Here is a 17,596-nt window from a genome sequence, read left to right on the forward strand (position 1 = left end):
GAATCATATAAACTTGTGCCTGGGTGAGGACGATCAGGAGGGGTTTTGGCAATCGCTGCCGGTAACACGACGCGTCTGTGGACGCTTGTCGCGAGGGAGTTCTGGCGCAAGACGCGCCGGCGCTTGCGCGCCGGGCCACTCTATCGCTGGCGCTACTCAGGCCGCACGCCGGAGCGCGTCCTGATCGCCCCACCGGACCTGCGGCTCGCCGATCCTCAGATCGCGCTCGAGATCTATTACGGCCGCTATCCGCTTTCGGGGCATCTGGTCGAGACCGGCGGCAAATCGCCCTTCCAGATCGACGTGCCCAATCCCGGCTGGCAAAAAACGCTGCATGGCTTTCGCTGGCTGCGGCATATGCGTGCCGCCGGCACCGAGCTAGCCGCCGCCAACGCGCGGGCGTTGGTTTCCGACTGGATTGCAATCCATGGCAGCCATATTTCCGGCGTCGCCTGGGAGCCCGGCACGACGGCCAAGCGTGTCATTGCCTGGCTGCAGCATTCCTCGATCGTGTTGCAGGGTGCCGAATTTCCGTTCTACCGCGCGTTCTTGAAATCGCTCGCCGTCCAGATCCGCTATCTGCGCGCCATGGTGCGCGAGATGCCGGACGGCAAGGACCGGCTGCGCGCCCGCATTGCGCTGGCCTTTGCCGCTTTGTCGCTGCCGGCGCCGGCCTCGGCGCTACGCGGTGCTACCCGCAATCTCGCCGAGGAGCTCGACCGCCAGATCCTGCCTGACGGCGGCCATATCTCGCGCAATCCGATGGCCGTGCTTGAAATCCTCGCCGACCTTCTGCCGTTGCGCCAGACATACGCCAATCAGGCCGAGACACCGCCGGCCGCCCTGATCGGCGCCATCGACCGGATGCTGCCGGCATTGCGCTTCTTTCGCCATCAGGACGGCAGCCTTGCCCGCTTCAACGGCATGGGCGCCACCATTCACGACCGTATCGCCAGCATCCTGCATCACGACGACACCGCCGGCGCACCGTTGCTGCACGCGCCGCATTCGGGTTATGAGCGCCTGTCGATGGGCGGTGTCACTGTGATCGCCGATACCGGCCCGCCGCCCCCTGTCGACGTATCCAATGCCGCTCACGCCGGATGCCTCGCCTTCGAATTGTCGTCGGGCCGCCAGCACTATATCGTCAACGCCGGAATAGACACTTATGGCGCCGCCGAGTTCCGGCCGCTTGCCCGCGCCACCGCCGCCCACTCGACCGCCACCATCAACGACACGTCGTCGGCGCGCTTCAATCACTCCTTGCGCGTCAACGACCTGCTCGGCACGCCTTTGATCGGCGGGCCGCAGCATGTGCCTTGCAAGCGCACCGACCAGAAGGGCAGCCAGGGCTTCATCGCCCGCCATGACGGCTATGCAGCGCGCTTCGGCTTCCTGCATGAGCGCGAGCTGAAATTATCGACCGAAGGCAATGTGTTTGCCGGCAGGGACCGTTTCCTGCGCCCGGGCGGCGCTTCTATCCGCAACAATGGCCGTGACTTCGTCACGGTGCGTTTCCATGTCCATCCCGATATTAGCCTGCTCCAGGATGAGCATGACCGTCTGGTGCTGGCCGCCGACCATGCCGACACCTGGGTGTTTACCTCTACCGAAGTGGTGCCCGAGGTCGAGGAATCGATCTATTTCGCAGGGCTTGGCGGCCCGCGCCGCAGCCGCCAGATCGTGCTTGCGTTCAAGGCCTCGGAAACTTCGGAGGTCCACTGGCAATTGACGCGCACCATCATCGCCGGCCGTCCGGAAAAAGCTGAAGCCGGTGGCAACGGCAGACACTGATCAAGTCTTGCGGCTTGATTTCCGGGCCTCATATGCTACGGCCCGCGGACGCTCTCCAACCAGAACTGGAAAGGCCGCCAGCCCATGGCCGTCGCCGCCAAGAACATTCCCGCGCCCGACCTTGTACCCATCCGTCGCGCGCTCCTTTCCGTCTTTGATAAGACCGGCCTGATCGATTTCGCCAGGGCGCTGGCTTCGGCCGGCGTCGAGCTAGTCTCGACCGGCGGCACCGCAAGGGCGCTTGCCGAGGCAGGCATGGCGGTGCGCGACGTGTCCGAGCTCACCGGCTTTCCCGAGATCATGGACGGCCGCGTCAAGACGCTGCACCCGTCGGTGCATGGCGCACTGCTTGGCGTGCGCGACGATCCCGAGCACGCCGCAGCGATGCGCGACCACGGCATCGAGCCGATCGATCTCGTCGTCTCCAATCTCTATCCGTTCGAAGAGGTGCGTCGCTCCGGCGCCGACTACGCGGCGATCGTCGAGAACATCGACATCGGCGGCCCGGCGATGATCCGTGCCTCGGCCAAGAACCACGCCTATGTCGGCATCGTCACCGATCCCGATGACTATGCCTCGGTGCTCAACGCGCTGGAGATGAATTTCGGGTCGTTGTCGCTGGATTTCCGCAAGAAGCTGGCAGCCAAGGCCTTTGCCCGCACCGCCACCTACGATGCGGCGATCTCGGGATGGTTCGCCGAGGCGCTTGAGATCGAGCATCCGACATGGCGCGCCTTCGGCGGCAAGCTGCAGTCGGTGATGCGCTATGGCGAAAACCCGCATCAGGGCGCCGGCTTCTATGTCAACGGCGACAGGCGGCCGGGCGTTGCCACGGCGCGCCAGCTTCAGGGCAAGCAGCTTTCCTACAACAACATCAACGACACCGACGCTGCCTTCGAGCTGGTCGGCGAGTTCGACCCGTCGCGCTCCGCAGCAATTGCCATCATCAAGCACGCCAACCCGTGCGGCGTCGCTGAGGACGCTTCGCTGCAGGCGGCCTATGCCAAGGCGCTGGCCTGCGATCCGGTCTCGGCCTTCGGCGGCATCGTCGCCATGAACCGCATCCTCGATGCCGGAACCGCCGAAGAGATCGTCAAGACCTTTACCGAGGTGATCATCGCACCGGAGGCGTCCGAAGAAGCAGTCCGCATCATTGCCGCCAAGAAGAACCTACGCCTGCTGGTCACCGGCGGCCTGCCCGACCCGCGCGCGGCGGGCCTTGGCTTGAAATCGGTTGCTGGCGGTTTGCTGGTCCAGGGCCGCGACAACGCGGTGGTGGATGACCTCGAGCTGAAAGTGGTGACCAGACGCGCTCCGACGCCGGCCGAATTGGCCGATCTGAAATTCGCTTTTCGTGTGGCAAAGCACGTCAAGTCGAACGCCATCGTCTATGCCAGGGATGGCGCTACAGTCGGCATCGGCGCTGGCCAGATGAGCCGGGTCGATTCCTCGCGCATCGCGGCGCGCAAGGCGCTCGACGCCGCCGAGGCTGCCGGCCTGACGGAGCCCTTGACCGGGGGCTCGGTCGTCGCCTCGGATGCCTTTTTCCCGTTCGCGGATGGGCTTTTGTCGGCAATCGAAGCCGGCGCCACAGCCGTCATCCAGCCCGGCGGCTCGATGCGCGACGACGATGTCATCGCCGCCGCCGACGCTCACGGCATTGCCATGGTCTTCACCGGAGTGAGGCATTTCCGGCATTGAACGCGTTACCCCCGCTGTGGGAGAAGGCAGGAGCAGCTCACTCCGCCGGCCGATCCGCCGGATAGGGCGTGCCGATCAGGATCGCCATGCCGGCGCCAAGGAACAGCACGATCGCCGCCATGCCGAGCCGCGCCGAGCCGCTGGCCAGGGTGATCGTGGCCACCATGAAGGGTGCGGCAAAACTGGTTGCCCGGCCGGCCAGCGCATAGATGCCGAAATAGCGGCCCGATTCGGCAGCGGAGACGCTGCGCGCCATGTAGGAGCGCGACGATGCCTGCACCGGCCCGAAAGCAAGCCCGATCAGCAGGCCGTAGAAAATGTAGGCTTTTTCCGCCGCCGTGCCGAACAATCCGCCGCCGTCCAGTCCGGGCATCATCATCCAGGCGCCGAACAGCGTATAGCCCGGGCCGGTCGAGACGATGCCGAGCGTAGCGATGCTTAGCATGACCAGCGAAATCATCACTATGGTCTTGGAACCCAGTGCTGTGTCGAGGCGTGCGGCAACCAGGCAGCCGACGATGGCAACGACGTTGAGGATGATGCCGAACAGGCCGATCTCGGTAATCGACCAATGGAACATTGCCGCCGCAAACGTTCCGCCCAGCGCCAGCAGTGCATTGACGCCGTCCTGATAGATCATGCGGGCGACGAGAAAGCGAAAAATGCCGCTGCGCTTGCGCACTTCGGCCAGCGTCGACTTCAGTTCCGACAGGCCTTCGCGCACCGCCGGCCCGATTGGAATGCCTTTGATCGCATCAGGCGTGAAGAAGAACATCGGCAGGATGAACAGGAAATACCAGGCCGCCGACAACAGTCCGGTGGCGCGCGCGTCCTCGCCGAGCCTGGGGTCGAGGCCGAAGATCGGGTCGAGCCCAACGACGGTCTTGCCGGTTTCAGGCGAGCCGGCCATGACGGTAACGACGAAGATCAGTGCGATCATGCCGCCGAGATAGCCGAGTCCCCAGGCCATGTTCGAGATCCTGCCGATGTCGCTCTTCGGCACCAGGCGGGGCATCATCGAATCGTTGAACACAGTCGAGAATTCCGCCGCGACCGACGCCAGCGAGAACAACGCCACGACCAGAAAAAGATTAGAGCCGGGCGCGGCGAACCACAGCAGGGTGAGGCAGGTGATTTTAACCGCGGCGAAGAAGGCTATCCACGGTTTGCGTGGTCCAGTCTGATCGGCGATCGAGCCGAGGACCGGCGACAAAACGGCAATGACGACGCCGGCGGCGGCAATGCCGTAGCCCCAGGCCGCTTGCCCGGTCTCTGGATTGCTGGCCATGCGCGAGACGAAATAAGGACCGAAGATGAAGGTGGTAACGACCGTGAAAAACGGCTGTGCCGCCCAGTCGAACAGCATCCATCCCCAGATGCCGCGTCCCGATGCCCGCTGCACTGCCATCTCAGCCATGTCCCCTCCGCTGGAGCTTGCTCCATGCCGATCGAATCGGAATGATGCTCCGTCTTGTTGTTGAGCACGATCTTGTCCAAAAGCCGATCGTCACTTTTTGGGATCATGCTCCGGCGCCCCCCAACGCAGGGCGCCGTTCGCTCAATAGCGCAGTTCTTCCCGGCAATCCCGCGCGATGTGGAAGACGTCTCACAGCCCTGTCAGATCGCTCATCAGGCCGGACGCCACCGACAGCCGCGACACGGTGATGTCGCCGCCCTCGGTCAGAGCCTGCAGCCGCTCGCGGATGCGTCCGACCCGTTCGCCGCCCGCCTCCAACCATGCTGTCACCGGATCCGCCGCCTCGGCATGACTGGTGAGTGCCGCCACCGCGATGCCGCGCCTGGCCGCGCCGATTGTGTCGGTGGCGCGCGAAAGCGCCAGTTGATCGTAATAATCCGGGGGCGTGATCGACCGCGCCGCATCTTCGACGCGCGGTATGCGGAAGACATCGCTGACTGCAAAAAACGCCTTGGCGGCAGCGACGATGCCGGCAGTTGCCGTCCGCGCCGTCAGCGCAATGTCGGGGATGAGTTCCGCCACATCGGTCAACGCCAGTTGCTCGGCCAGGCTCTCGGGCGCGCCGCCCTTCGACAGGCTGTGCCGCCGCTCCTCGATCCGCTCGCGCGAGAAGGCCGGCAACAGCGCAACGAGCTTCGGCTCCAGCGCCTTGCGCGCATCCTGCAACTCGGTGATCCGCTGCCCGAGCGGTGCGGTGCCGGCATCGTTCTTCAGGTACCAGCCGCTGGTCACATAGATCAGCCGGCTGACCGCCTGATAGAGGTCGAGCTGGATCTGTCCGTCGATCAGGTTGTCGAGCGCGTCGATCTGGCGATAGAGCGCCGGCAGCGCAAAGCCATCCCGCACCACGGCGAAGGTGCGCACGACATCGGCGGCACTGCGCCCGGTCGCTTCCTGCAGCCTGTTGACGAAGGACGGGCCGCCGCGATTGACCAGGTCATTGGCGACGGCACGGGCGATGATCTCGCGGCGCAGGCGATGGCCGTGGATTTCCGCCGCATATTTCTTTGCCATGCGGTCGGGAAAATAACCCATCAGGTCGCGGTCGAAATGCGGATCGTCCGGCACGTCGCTGGCGACGATATCGGAAAACAGCACGATCTTGGCATAGGCAAGCAGCACGCCGAGCTCGGCCCGGGTGAGCGGCTCGCCGCGCGCGTCGCGCCCGGGAACAGCCGCCCCCGCCCGCCCCGGCGTCCCCGCACCGGCGCGCCACCCCCGCGCCGCGCTCGCCAACCACAATCGGGGCCGTATGGCCATGTACGCCATGCCCCCCGTGCGAGCAAGGGACAGCGCCAGCGTCTGCTGGTAATTGTTGGACAGCACCAGGGCGCTGACCTCGTCGGTCATCTCGGCCAGCAATTTGTTGCGCGACGGCCGCGTCAGCGATCCCTTCCGCATGGCGGAAGCCAGCGCGATCTTGATGTTGACCTCGACGTCTGAGCAGTTCACGCCGCCCGAATTGTCGATCGCATCTGAGTTGCAGCGGCCGCCATTCAATCCGAATTCGATGCGCGCCCGCTGTGTGACGCCGAGATTGGCGCCTTCACCGATGACCTTGGCACGCAGGTCGAGCGCGGTGATGCGGATCGCGTCATTGGCACGGTCGCCGACGTCCTGGTTGGTCTCGCCCGATGCCCTGACATAGGTGCCGATGCCGCCGAACCACAAAAGATCTGCCGGCGCCTTGAGGATGGCACTCATGATCTCGACCGGCGTGGCCGTTGTCTTGCCGAGGCCGATAGCTGCAGCCGCGGCAGCCGGCAAGGTGATCGACTTCTGGCTGCGCGAGACGATGATGCCGCCTTCGGACAGCTTCGTCTTGTCGTAATCCTGCCAGCTTGAGCGGGCGAGAGCGAACATACGCCGGCGCTCGGCCATCGAAGCGGCCATGTCGGGATCGGGATCGATGAAGATGTCGCGATGATCGAAGGCGGCGATCAGCCGGGTCTGCTCCGACAGCAGCATGCCGTTGCCGAACACGTCGCCCGACATGTCGCCAACGCCGACGACGGTGAACGGCGTGGTTTGGATGTCGCGGTTCATCTCGCGGAAATGCCGCTTGACCGCTTCCCAGGCGCCCTTGGCGGTGATGCCCATCTTCTTGTGGTCGTAGCCGGCCGAACCGCCGCTGGCGAAAGCGTCGTCGAGCCAGAAGCCGTGCCTTTCGCTGATGGCGTTGGCGATGTCCGAGAAGGTCGCCGTGCCCTTGTCCGCGGCGACGACGAAATACGGATCATCCTGATCGCGCCGCACGACGCCGGCTGGCGGGATGACGCCATCCAGCCCGATATTGTCGGTGATCGACAACAGGCTGGAAACGTAATTCTTGTAGGCGGCCGTGCCGGCCTCGAAAATTGCGTCGCGCCCGGCGCTCATCGGCAGCTTTTTCGGGTAGAAGCCGCCCTTGGCGCCAACCGGCACGATCACCGCATTCTTGACCTGCTGTGCCTTGACCAGGCCGAGCACCTCGGTGCGATAGTCCTGCGCACGGTCCGACCAGCGCAGGCCGCCGCGCGCGACCGGGCCGAAGCGCAGATGCACACCCTCGACCTCGGAGCCGTAGACGAAGATCTCCCGCCATGGCCGCGGCGCCGGCAGCCCGTCGACCGATTGCGAATCGAGCTTGATCGCCAGCGATTGGCCTTTCTGTTTCGTATCGGCAACGAAATGATTGGTGCGCAGCGAGGCTTCGATCAGGTTCAGATAACGGCGGATGATGGTGTCGTCGTCAATGTTGGGAACGTCTTCCAGCGCATCCGTGATCTTGGCTTTCAGATGTTTGGCCTGAACGACGCCTTCCGTCTCGGCCGTCGCGCCGAGGCGGGCGACAAACAGCGCATGCAGGCCGCGGGCGATCTCGGGATAACGGTTGAGCGCGGCGGCGATGAAATCCTGGCTCTGCGGGATGCCGGCCTGCTGGAGATAGCGGCCATAGGCGCGCAGGACGGTGATCTCGCCCGACCACAGGCCGGCGGTCTGGGCAAGGCCGTTATAGCCGTCATTGTCGACATCACCGCGCCAGACGGAAAGGAACGCATCCTCGAACAGCGCGCCGCCATTGCCGAGGTCGATCGGCCTGCCGTAGCTGTTCTCGAGTTCCATGTCGTGGATGAAGACCATGCCGGGCTGATCACTATTGATCGTGCCGGATTGATTGTCGCCGACCTCGAAAGTGCGCTCGCTGATGACGCGGAAACCAATGTTTTCCAGCACGGGCACGCGCCGCGACAGCGCCACCGGGCTGCCATGGTGATAGATCTTCAGTGCCGCCTGATGCGGCTTCTGGTCGGCGTGACGGTAATAGTCGATGGCGATCGGATTTGACGCATCGAGCTTGGCGATGCGCCCGGCATCGGCCAGCGCCACGCCCGGCCGAAAACTGTCGCGATAGCTTTCCGAAAAACGCGAGGCGATGGCCGTGAGTCTCGCATCGGCGCCGGTCTCGGTCGCGGTCTCGCGCAGGGCATCGTCCCAAGTCCGTACGATGTCGCGGATCGCCGCCTCGATCGTTGCCTGCTCGACCTTCGGCGTCTTGCCGCCGGAGCGGCCGATGATGAAATGGACGCGCGCCAGCCCGCCTTCCGGGAAGGCCGGGTAATAGGCGGACAGCCGGCCTTCGAAGACGGTCTTCAGATAGGTGCCGATCTTCTCGCGCACGACGCTGTCGTAGCGGTCGCGCGGCACGAAGACGAGCACGGAGACGAAGCGGTCGAACTGGTCGACACGCACCAATGCCCTGACGCGCGGCCGCTCGATCAAGCCCAGTATGGCTTCGGCATGCTTGCGCAGGATCGGCACCGGAACCTGGAACAGCTCGTCGCGCGGATAGCTCTCCAGCACGTTGATCAATGCCTTGCCGGAATGGTCGCTTGGATTGAAGCCGGATTTGGCGATGACGGTTTCCGCCTTCGAGCGCAGATAGGGGATTTTCATCACCGAGCGCGTATAGGCAGTCGAGGTGAACAGGCCGACGATACGGAGCTCGCCTGAAAGCACGCCTTTGCCGGTGTAGGTCTTGACGCCGATGTAGTCGAGGTAGATGCGGCGGTGCACCGACGACTTGGCGTTGGCCTTGGTGACGATCAGCGGTTCCGGCCCATGCAGGAAGGCGCGGATTTCCGGCGTCGTGCTCACCGCTTCGGTGCCGCGTCTGAGCACCAGCACGTCGGGATCGGAAAGGATGCCGAGGCCGGGCTTTTCGGCGCGCTCGAGCATGCCGCTCGTCTCGCCGCCGGTATAGTTGAATTCGCGCATGCCGAGAAAGGTGAAGTTGTCGTCGCGCAGCCATTCGAGGAAGGCGATCGCCTCGGTGACATGGGCCTTGTCGAGCGGCACTGGCGAGTAGCGGAATTCCGAGATCGCCTGGTCGAGGCGGGCAAGCATCGGCTTCCAGTCGGTGACGGCGGCTCGCACCTGGCCGAGCAGTTTCGTCAGGCGTGCGGCCAGGCCTTCGGCCTGCTCGGCCGAAAGGCGGCCGATATGGACATGGATGACGCTCAGTCGGTCATGGCTGTGGTCGCCCTTGGCATAACCGCCATCGCCGAGGATTTCCTCGACGCCGTTCTTGCCGTGCCTGACGACTATGACTGGATGGGTAACCAGCAGCGGCTCGCCGGCGCTTTCTGTAATCTCGCCGAGGACGGAATCGAACAGGAACGGCATGTTGTCGTTGACGACAGTGATCACCGTCATCGGCCGGCCCTGGCGGACGACACCGGAATCGACGTCTATGGCAACGACGCAGTCGTCCTTCTTGTGCCTGGCCACTGCGCGGCCGGCGAGTTCGGCAGCGCGTTCGAGATCGATGACGTCGTAGGCGGCGACATCTTCGGCCGGAGCTCGGGCCAGCAGGTAGTCGGCAAGCCTGCCGGGCTTTTCACCACCCGCGGCTTCACCCCTCGTCAGGCCGGCTTTTTTCAACCGGCTCGCTGACTTTACGCTGGCCATGAGTCCCTCCCGTCACATGTTTTTGCGGCTATGCTAACAGATGACGGGTATTTGGCGACAAAGGTTTGACGGCTTGCGACGAAATGTCGGAATTCACCGGCAGCCTGGCGAAAAAGAGGAGAGATCCGCCATGACGGACAAAATCACCGCGCTTGACCTGGCACCGGCGGAGCTGAGCGACGCGACCAAGGCCTATTTCACCAAGTGCCGGGAGAAGCTCGGCCTCGTTCCCAACGTGCTGCTCGCCTATGCCTTCGACGAGAAGAAGCTGCGCGCTTTCACCGACATGTACAATGATTTGATGCTGGGTGAATCCGGCCTGTCGAAACTCGAGCGCGAGATGATCGCGGTGGCCGTCTCATCGGTCAACCATTGCTACTATTGCCTGGCCGCGCATGGCGCGGCGGTGCGCCAGCTTTCCGGCGACCCAGCCTTCGGCGAGATGATGGTGATGAATTTTCGCGCCGCCAAGCTGTCGGACAGGCAACGCGCCATGCTCGAATTCGCGGTGAAGCTGACCGGGCAGCCGGCAAAGATCGTCGAAGCGGACCGGGCGGCGTTGCGGCAAGTCGGCTTTTCCGACCGCGACATCTGGGACGTCGCCTCGACCGCGGCGTTCTTCAACATGTCGAACCGGCTGGCATCGGCAATCGATATGCGGCCGAACGATGAATACCATGCGATGGCGCGATAGGGCACCGCCGTTGCGAGCCAACGGCATATTATATTAGCTACTTCGCATTCTCGTTGCTTGTTTGCCGGTTTGGTCCGATGATCGGCATGCGGCATGACCGCATGCCGGTTCGATGCCGCCGATCAGAGGAGGAGAACATGGCGAAATTTCTCTACGTCTATCACGGCTCGGGCAAGATGCCGACCGAGGAGGCCGAACGGAAGGCAGCGATGGATGCCTGGAACGGCTGGTACGGCAAGCTTGGTTCAGCGGTGGTCGACGGTGGCAATCCAGTCGGCATGTCGAAGACCCTGCTGCCTGGCGGCAAGGTCGAGAACAATGGCGGCAGCAATCCGACCGCCGGTTACACCATCATCGAAGCAAAGGACATCGACGATGCCGTCGGCAAAGCCAAAGATTGTCCTATCTTGACGGACCCGGGTTTCAGCGTCGAGATCGCACCGATAATCGAAATGGGTTGACGCCGGCTCAAGACCGCGCGGCGATCGCCGCCGCAGCGCCGGCCATGGTACCGGCGCTGATGCGGTTGGCGATTTTCATCGCCCGCTTGCTCCTCAAGAGCTTGCGCGCCTGCGATGCGGCGAGCACCCATGTCAAATCGATGGCGACCAGGACCACTGCCATGGTCGCCGTCAATTCGATCCAGCCCACCATGCTGACCGAACCGAGGTCGATGATGGTCGGCAGCAGCGCCAGATAGAACATCATGATCTTGGGGTTGCCGAGTGTCACCGCCATGCCGGCAAAGAACAGTCTGACGGGCGAATCTTCGCGCGGCAGCGCGCCTTCCTTGGCCTCGACCGGTGCCGTCCACATCTTCCAGGCAAGCCAGCCGAGATAGGCGACGCCGACCCACTTCACGACGACAAAGGCAAAGTGGAACGTCTGCGCCACCACGGCGAGGCCAAACACCGCCAGCGACAGCCAGATCGCTTCGCCGATCCACATCGCAAGCAGGAACGGGAACACGTCGCGAAACCCTTTTGCGATGACCCGCGCCACAAGAGCGGCGATCGATGGGCCGGGCGAGCCGGCGGCAACAAGCAGGGCGCCGGCAAAAATCAGAAGCGATGTGAAATGCATGACGCGGATCCCGTTTGAAATGTTTGGGTCGTTCAAGATAACCCAACTGGTCCGACGACAGTAGCGTCCACCGAAAGAAGGCTTGTCGGCCAGGCACCTCGCGGCTAGAAATGTCGTCCCGACATCATTTCGAGCTTCACTTTGCCTTCGTAACCGCCGGTCTCGTCAACTCCCCCAACACAGAGCAGGGCGTCGCAGTCGCGATGCCTATTTTCACATCATGTGTTCCTCGGGTGGCGGTTCGAGACCGGTTTGGCACTGCTGAACCGCTGTCGCGCATAACCACCCGCGACACCTGATTTCCAACTGCCGCAGTCTCTCGCCACGCCGTGCCCGCATGGGTTCTCGATATCGCCGATCTGACGAACTTCCCGACGGGAAGGGCTTTTCGGCATGCCTTCGATACTGCGTATCCGCTGGACGATCACACCCAAGACCGCACCTCGACCTCACCTCAACTGCAATCGCTGCGGCGGCCTGAAAGCCTATCGCTGCAGCGGCAAATTCCGGGTCAATGCCAACGGCAAGCGCATTGACGCCTGGTTGATCTACCGCTGCATCGACTGCGACAATTCCTGGAATTTCGGCATTCTGGAGCGCTGCAGCCGCCGCGATATCGAACCGACAATATTGCAGGCGCTCGAAAGCAACGATCCGGTCCTGGCGCGGCGCCATGCCTTCGATGTTGCCGCATTGCGAAGCAGTATCGGGCGCGTCGAGGAGTTTCCCGAAGCCGTCGTTCATAAGCAGGCGCTCGGGGATAGACCGGAAAATACCAGCGCGCTCGAACTTCGGCTCTGGCTCGAAATGCCGACAGCGCTGCGGCTCGACCGGTTGCTCGCCAACGAACTCGGTGTCTCGCGATCGCGGCTTCAGGTTTGGGAAGAGAAACGATTGCTGGTGGTTGGTCCGGACGGAGCCAAAGCCTTGCGCAAGCCAGCGCGGGCGGGAACGGCGATCCAGATCCACCTGTCTGGCGAACCAGACCGGGACAAAATCATTTCGGCTGCAGGTGAATGAGGCAACGGCAGGGAATCCGTACGGCCAGGGGTCAGTTGCCCTCTTTGGAGGCCGAGCCAATCAAACCCTTGGCCGCATCGAGATCGCAGTCGGCGACTTGCACATGGATCAAGCCAAGCCTGCCCGTGTCGAGAAGATAATTCGCGAGAGCATAAATTCCATACGCGTCGAGCATCGACACGCAAACTTCGGCCTCGGGTCGATTGTCGTATATGACAGCCGTGACGAGTTTACCGCTCATTGCGCGGTATTGCCCTTTACGCCGCGCCGACCACTTTCGCCGACTTCTCAAAACGCTTGCGCTCATTCGGATCGAGATAGAGCTTGCGCAGGCGGATGGTCTTCGGCGTCACTTCGACCAGCTCGTCGTCCTGGATCCAGGCCAGCGCGCGTTCCAGCGTCATGCGGATCGGCGGTGTCAGCTTTACCGCCTCGTCCTTGCCGGCGGCGCGGATGTTGGTCAGCTTCTTGCCCTTGAGCACGTTGACTTCGAGGTCGTTGTCCCTGGAATGGATGCCGATGATCATGCCCTGATAGACCTTGACGCCCGGGTCGATGACCATCGGGCCACGGTCTTCCAGGTTCCACATGGCGTACGCCACCGATTCACCCTGTTCGTTGGAGATCAGCACGCCGTTGGTACGGCCCGGCAGCTCACCCTTGTAAGGTTCATAGGCATGGAACAGCCGGTTCATCACAGCGGTGCCGCGCGTGTCGGTCAACAGTTCCGACTGGTAGCCGATCAACCCGCGCGTCGGCGCGTGGAAGACGATGCGCTGGCGATTGCCGCCCGAAGGGCGAAGCTCGACCATCTCGGCCTTGCGCTCCGACATCTTCTGCACGACGACGCCGGCATGCTCCTCGTCGACGTCGATGACGACTTCCTCGACCGGCTCCAGCAATTCGCCGCTATCGCCCTTCTGCATGACGACGCGCGGCCGCGACACGGCGATCTCAAAACCTTCGCGGCGCATCGTCTCGATCAGCACGGCCAGCTGCAATTCGCCGCGGCCGGAAACGAAGAACGAATCCTTGTCAGGTGATTCCTCGATCTTCAGCGCGACATTGCCTTCGGCCTCGCGCAGCAGGCGGTCGCGGATGACGCGGCTGGTCACCTTGTCGCCTTCGGTACCGGCCAGCGGCGAATCGTTGACGAGGAAAGACATCGTCACAGTCGGCGGATCGATCGGCTGCGCGTGCAGCGGCTCGGTCACCGACAGGTCGCAGAAGGTGTCGGCGACAGTGCCTTTCGACAGGCCGGCGATGGCGACGATGTCGCCCGCCTGCGCCTCGTCAATGGGCTGGCGCTCGAGCCCGCGGAAAGCAAGGATTTTCGAGATTCGGCCGGTTTCGACCTGGGTGCCGTCATGGTGCAGCACCTTGACCGCCTGGTTGGATTTCAGCGTGCCGGATTCGATACGGCCGGTGATGATGCGGCCGAGGAAAGGATTGGCTTCCAGGATGGTGCCGATCATGCGGAATGGGCCGGGATGAACGGTCGGGGCCGGCACGTGCTTGATGACGAGGTCGAACAGCGGCGCCAGAGCCTGGTCCTTCGGACCTTCGGGGTTTTCCGAGACCCAGCCGTCGCGGCCTGAACCGTAAAGGATAGGGAAGTCGAGCTGCTCGTCGGTAGCGTCAAGTGCTGCAAAAAGATCGAACACCTCGTTGACCACTTCGACGTGGCGGGCATCTGGCCGGTCGATCTTGTTGATGACGACGATCGGCTTCAGTCCAACCTTGAGTGCCTTGCCGACCACGAATTTGGTCTGCGGCATCGGCCCCTCGGCGGCGTCGACCAGCACGATGGCCGAATCCACCATCGACAGAATGCGCTCGACCTCGCCGCCGAAGTCGGCGTGGCCGGGCGTGTCGACGATGTTGATGCGGGTGTCCTTCCAGTCGACCGAGGTCGCCTTGGCCAGGATGGTGATGCCGCGTTCCTTTTCGAGGTCGTTCGAATCCATGGCGCGCTCGGCGACGCGCTGGTTGTCGCGGAACGAGCCGGACTGTTTCAGAAGCTGGTCGACGAGGGTGGTTTTTCCATGGTCGACGTGCGCGATGATCGCGATATTGCGGATTTTCATGTTTTGGTCTCGGGAGCGTTGCAGGCAGCAGGCCAAAAGGCGCTGCCTCTTTCGGTTGGGCGGCTCATACAGGGTTTTTCGCAATTGCGAAAGAGGAGGCGAGCCACCAAATAAAGTCACCAAATCTTAAATGTCTTGGTGTGAAGTGGAATTATTAACCAAGGCGGAACCTTTCATGGTCCGGACAGTTCGAATTTCATGATCGAGATAGGCATCAAACTCCGGCCGATTTTGGCATGTACCGCGCTCGCCGTCCTCCTCGCGGCCGGCGCGGCGCAATCGGCGGCGTCGTTCAAGGAGACGCGGTCTGCTTTGCCGTCCGACAAGCCGTCGGCGGAGCAGCTTTTTGCCGATGCTCCCGATGGCGTCGATCCGGTGGTGACCGGGCCGGTCAGCGCCGCCTTCAAGCAGCGGCAGCAAAATGCCGGATGCGACAGCGCCGTCTGGCCCAACATTCCCGTCGTCTGCTATCCCGATTGATATACGTTCCTACCCTCGGGCTGGCCCGAGTGTAGTGGCGCCGTCGCTCACGCCGACCGCACCGGATCGAGCGTGACCTTGTAGAGTTCGCTGTCGTCGCGATCCATCAGCCGCACCGTCAACTGTTCGGTGGCGCCATCGATCTCGACGAGCCCGAAGAACTGCAGGCCGGCCGAAGGCGCCAGGTTTTGACCCTGTTCGGCAGTTGGTGCCTTTATGAACTTCAGCTCCGGGCCGAATGTCATATCGAAACCATTAGGCCCGAACGTCCCGGAATGGATCGGACCCGAAACGAATTCCCAAAACGGATCGAAGTCCTGGAACTGCGCCTTGTCCGGATTGTAGTAATGCGCGGCTGTGTAATGCACGTCTGCGGTGAGCCAGACAGTGTTGCTGATACCCGCATTCTTTATATAGCGAAGAAGGTCGGCAATTTCCAGCTCACGCCCTTTGGCCGGGCCATTGTCGCCATTGCTGACCGCCTCGGCCCCTACCTTCTTGGTGCCGTCGTTCCAGACGACGAGGCCGAGCGGCATGTCGGCGGCGATGATTTTCCAGGTTGCGTTGGAATTCGCCAGTTCACGCTTCAGCCACTTGATCTGCTGTTCACCGAGGATGCGCGATTGCGGCGTCATCGTCTCCTGCATATCCGGACCGTTGGGGCCGCGGTAGGAACGCATGTCGAGGAAGAACACGTCGAGCAGCGGACCATAGGCGATCTTGCGGTAGACGCGGCCGGGCTCCGACGGCTCGTAACGGATCGTCGTCATTTCGTGGAAGGCGCGCGCCGCACGTGCCGCCAGCACATGGATGGATTTTTCAGTGTAGCGATCGTCGGCGCTCAGGTCCTTCGAGTCCGACCAGTTGTTCAGCACCTCGTGGTCATCCCACTGATAGAAGGTCGGACAGATGGCGCTGAGCGCCAGCACATGCCTGTCCATCATGTTGTATTTCCACTGCGCCCGGTATTCGTCCAGCGTCTCGGCAACCTTGCGCTTCTCGTCGATCAGCACTTTGTTTTTCCACTTGCCGCCGTTGGGCAGGTCGACCTCGTCCTTCATCGCACCATCGGCATAGATCGTATCGCCCGAATGCAGGAAGAAGTCGGGCGTGTGCTTGGCAATGGTGGCGTAGGTCTTCATGCCGGTCTCGTCGATGCCCCAACCTTGGCCGGCGGTGTCGCCCGACCAGGCAAAGCGAATGTCGCGCTTCGAGGCAGGTGCCGTGCGGAAGCGGCCGACGACCGGCTCGGAAACGGCGTTGATGTCGGCAAGATCGGCCGCGACCATGCGGTAGAAGATGTCCTGGTCGGAGGCGAGATCGGTAAGCAGCCGCTTCACCGTATAATCGCTGGCCGGCGAGGTATCGAGCGGCGCGAGGCGGACGGCATTGGTGAAGCTTTCGGTCGGCGACACCTCGAACATGACGCGCGACGGCCGGTCGGTGCGTGTCCAGACCATGCCGCTGGTGGCGTCGACGTCGCCGGACTGGATGCCATGGGTGAAAGCCGGGCGCTGATTGGCGCGCGAGTAATAGGGGAGGGCGAGGCCCGAGGCGCCGACCAGGCCAACGGCGCTGGCCGACGTGACGAAAGCGCGCCGCGTCATCGAAATCTTGTTCATGGCTGTCTCCTGGATGGCGTTGAACGTAGCCGCCAAGCTCCAGCTTCAATGTTTCAGGCACATTTCGAAACGATGAAGGTTTGATAACAGTGAACAGGCTGGCGAATCTCCCCCCTCGAGGGCAGGGCTATCGCATATGAGTGATGGCATTGATGAGATAGTCGTCGTTCCAGGCGCATTTCTTGATGCGATGGCTGATGGGAACTTTGGCAGCATCGGCGGCCTGAAGGATGTTTCTGGCGAGGCGATTGAGAAGGGCCGTGTTGGCGGGGGCATTGTCCTTGCGGGCACGGCTGAGATCCTCATCGAGATGGACATCGAGCATCCAATGCAGGCCGTTCTCGATCTGCCAATGAGCTCTAGTGAGGTCGAGCGCCCGCTGCGGCGACATGAGCGTGGAGGCCATGAACAGGCGCATCAACGGCTTGGCCTGATCGCGTCGGCTGGTGATGCGGATGAAGGCCAGGTGGCCGGGCATCAGCGGCTCGGCCGCCGCCACGATCTCGGCCTGCCGCCACTCGTTGCGGCCGTGGCTGGTCTCGGTCCGCTCGGCAATGGAAGGGGTGGCGTCGGCCAGTTGCAGGTTGGCACGGCGCAGCCAATGACGACGGTTGCCCTTCAGTGCAAGCAGGTAATCGCCACCTCTTTGGGTAATGGCCGCAGCCATGCGGGTGTGGCAGTGGAGCGC

Annotated in this window: 13 protein-coding genes; 6 read left to right on the top strand and 7 right to left on the bottom strand. The window is 63.0% G+C overall.

Translation table 11 applies throughout. The features are described 5' to 3' along the window. Positions 1 to 45: 45 nt before the first annotated feature. Together NKH60_RS23695 and purH are read left to right on the top strand one after the other, a co-directional pair. On the top strand, positions 46 to 1,794 hold the full coding sequence (locus NKH60_RS23695) for a heparinase II/III family protein (RefSeq protein WP_352474667.1): 1,749 nt from the start codon (positions 46 to 48) through the stop codon (positions 1,792 to 1,794). An 84-nt stretch (positions 1,795 to 1,878) separates the two neighbouring features. After that, the gene (gene purH, locus NKH60_RS23700) at positions 1,879 to 3,495 is read left to right on the top strand and encodes a bifunctional phosphoribosylaminoimidazolecarboxamide formyltransferase/IMP cyclohydrolase (RefSeq protein ID WP_352540907.1); all 1,617 of its coding nucleotides are present in this window, start codon (positions 1,879 to 1,881) and stop codon (positions 3,493 to 3,495) included. Positions 3,496 to 3,532: 37 nt separating this feature from the next. Here the strand turns inward: purH and NKH60_RS23705 are convergent, their stop codons facing one another. Together NKH60_RS23705 and NKH60_RS23710 are read right to left on the bottom strand one after the other, a co-directional pair. After that, complete coding sequence (locus NKH60_RS23705; RefSeq protein WP_352834066.1) at positions 3,533 to 4,912, bottom strand: MFS transporter; 1,380 nt, start codon at positions 4,910 to 4,912, stop codon at positions 3,533 to 3,535. Positions 4,913 to 5,101: 189 nt separating this feature from the next. After that, on the bottom strand, positions 5,102 to 9,922 hold the full coding sequence (locus NKH60_RS23710; RefSeq protein ID WP_352873491.1) for an NAD-glutamate dehydrogenase: 4,821 nt from the start codon (positions 9,920 to 9,922) through the stop codon (positions 5,102 to 5,104). Positions 9,923 to 10,052: 130 nt separating this feature from the next. Between NKH60_RS23710 and NKH60_RS23715 the strand changes: the two genes are divergently transcribed. Beyond that, positions 10,053 to 10,616, top strand: a complete 564-nt coding sequence (locus tag NKH60_RS23715; RefSeq protein ID WP_352683681.1) for a peroxidase-related enzyme — start codon at positions 10,053 to 10,055, stop codon at positions 10,614 to 10,616. A gap of 137 nt (positions 10,617 to 10,753) precedes the next feature. After that, positions 10,754 to 11,077 (top strand): YciI family protein, encoded by a 324-nt coding sequence (locus tag NKH60_RS23720; RefSeq protein ID WP_023678126.1) that lies wholly within the window; start codon positions 10,754 to 10,756, stop codon positions 11,075 to 11,077. A gap of 7 nt (positions 11,078 to 11,084) precedes the next feature. Here NKH60_RS23720 and NKH60_RS23725 read toward each other — a convergent pair whose 3' ends face one another. Beyond that, positions 11,085 to 11,699, bottom strand: coding sequence for a LysE family translocator (locus NKH60_RS23725; protein WP_352834068.1), 615 nt, complete (start codon positions 11,697 to 11,699; stop codon positions 11,085 to 11,087). A 393-nt stretch (positions 11,700 to 12,092) separates the two neighbouring features. Between NKH60_RS23725 and NKH60_RS23730 the strand changes: the two genes are divergently transcribed. Further along, a complete protein-coding gene (locus tag NKH60_RS23730; RefSeq protein ID WP_352834071.1) occupies positions 12,093 to 12,719 on the top strand; it encodes a DUF1062 domain-containing protein in 627 nt (208 codons plus the stop codon). Between the two features lie 31 nt (positions 12,720 to 12,750). Here the strand turns inward: NKH60_RS23730 and NKH60_RS23735 are convergent, their stop codons facing one another. After that, positions 12,751 to 12,960, bottom strand: coding sequence for a hypothetical protein (locus NKH60_RS23735; protein WP_352772143.1), 210 nt, complete (start codon positions 12,958 to 12,960; stop codon positions 12,751 to 12,753). Between the two features lie 16 nt (positions 12,961 to 12,976). Next, a complete protein-coding gene (gene typA, locus NKH60_RS23740; RefSeq protein WP_352451241.1) occupies positions 12,977 to 14,806 on the bottom strand; it encodes a translational GTPase TypA in 1,830 nt (609 codons plus the stop codon). A gap of 198 nt (positions 14,807 to 15,004) precedes the next feature. Between typA and NKH60_RS23745 the strand changes: the two genes are divergently transcribed. After that, positions 15,005 to 15,286, top strand: coding sequence for a hypothetical protein (locus NKH60_RS23745; protein ID WP_352451242.1), 282 nt, complete (start codon positions 15,005 to 15,007; stop codon positions 15,284 to 15,286). Positions 15,287 to 15,333: 47 nt separating this feature from the next. Here the strand turns inward: NKH60_RS23745 and NKH60_RS23750 are convergent, their stop codons facing one another. Together NKH60_RS23750 and NKH60_RS23755 are read right to left on the bottom strand one after the other, a co-directional pair. Next, positions 15,334 to 16,908: an alkaline phosphatase D family protein gene (locus NKH60_RS23750; RefSeq protein WP_352540899.1), complete on the bottom strand. Its 1,575-nt coding sequence runs from the start codon at positions 16,906 to 16,908 to the stop codon at positions 15,334 to 15,336. Between the two features lie 127 nt (positions 16,909 to 17,035). After that, positions 17,036 to 17,596 (bottom strand): ISAs1 family transposase (locus tag NKH60_RS23755; RefSeq protein ID WP_352873496.1); only part of this gene is annotated, 561 nt, incomplete at its 5' end.

This window comes from Mesorhizobium sp. M1006, from assembly GCF_040318825.1.
Lineage (GTDB): Bacteria > Pseudomonadota > Alphaproteobacteria > Rhizobiales > Rhizobiaceae > Mesorhizobium.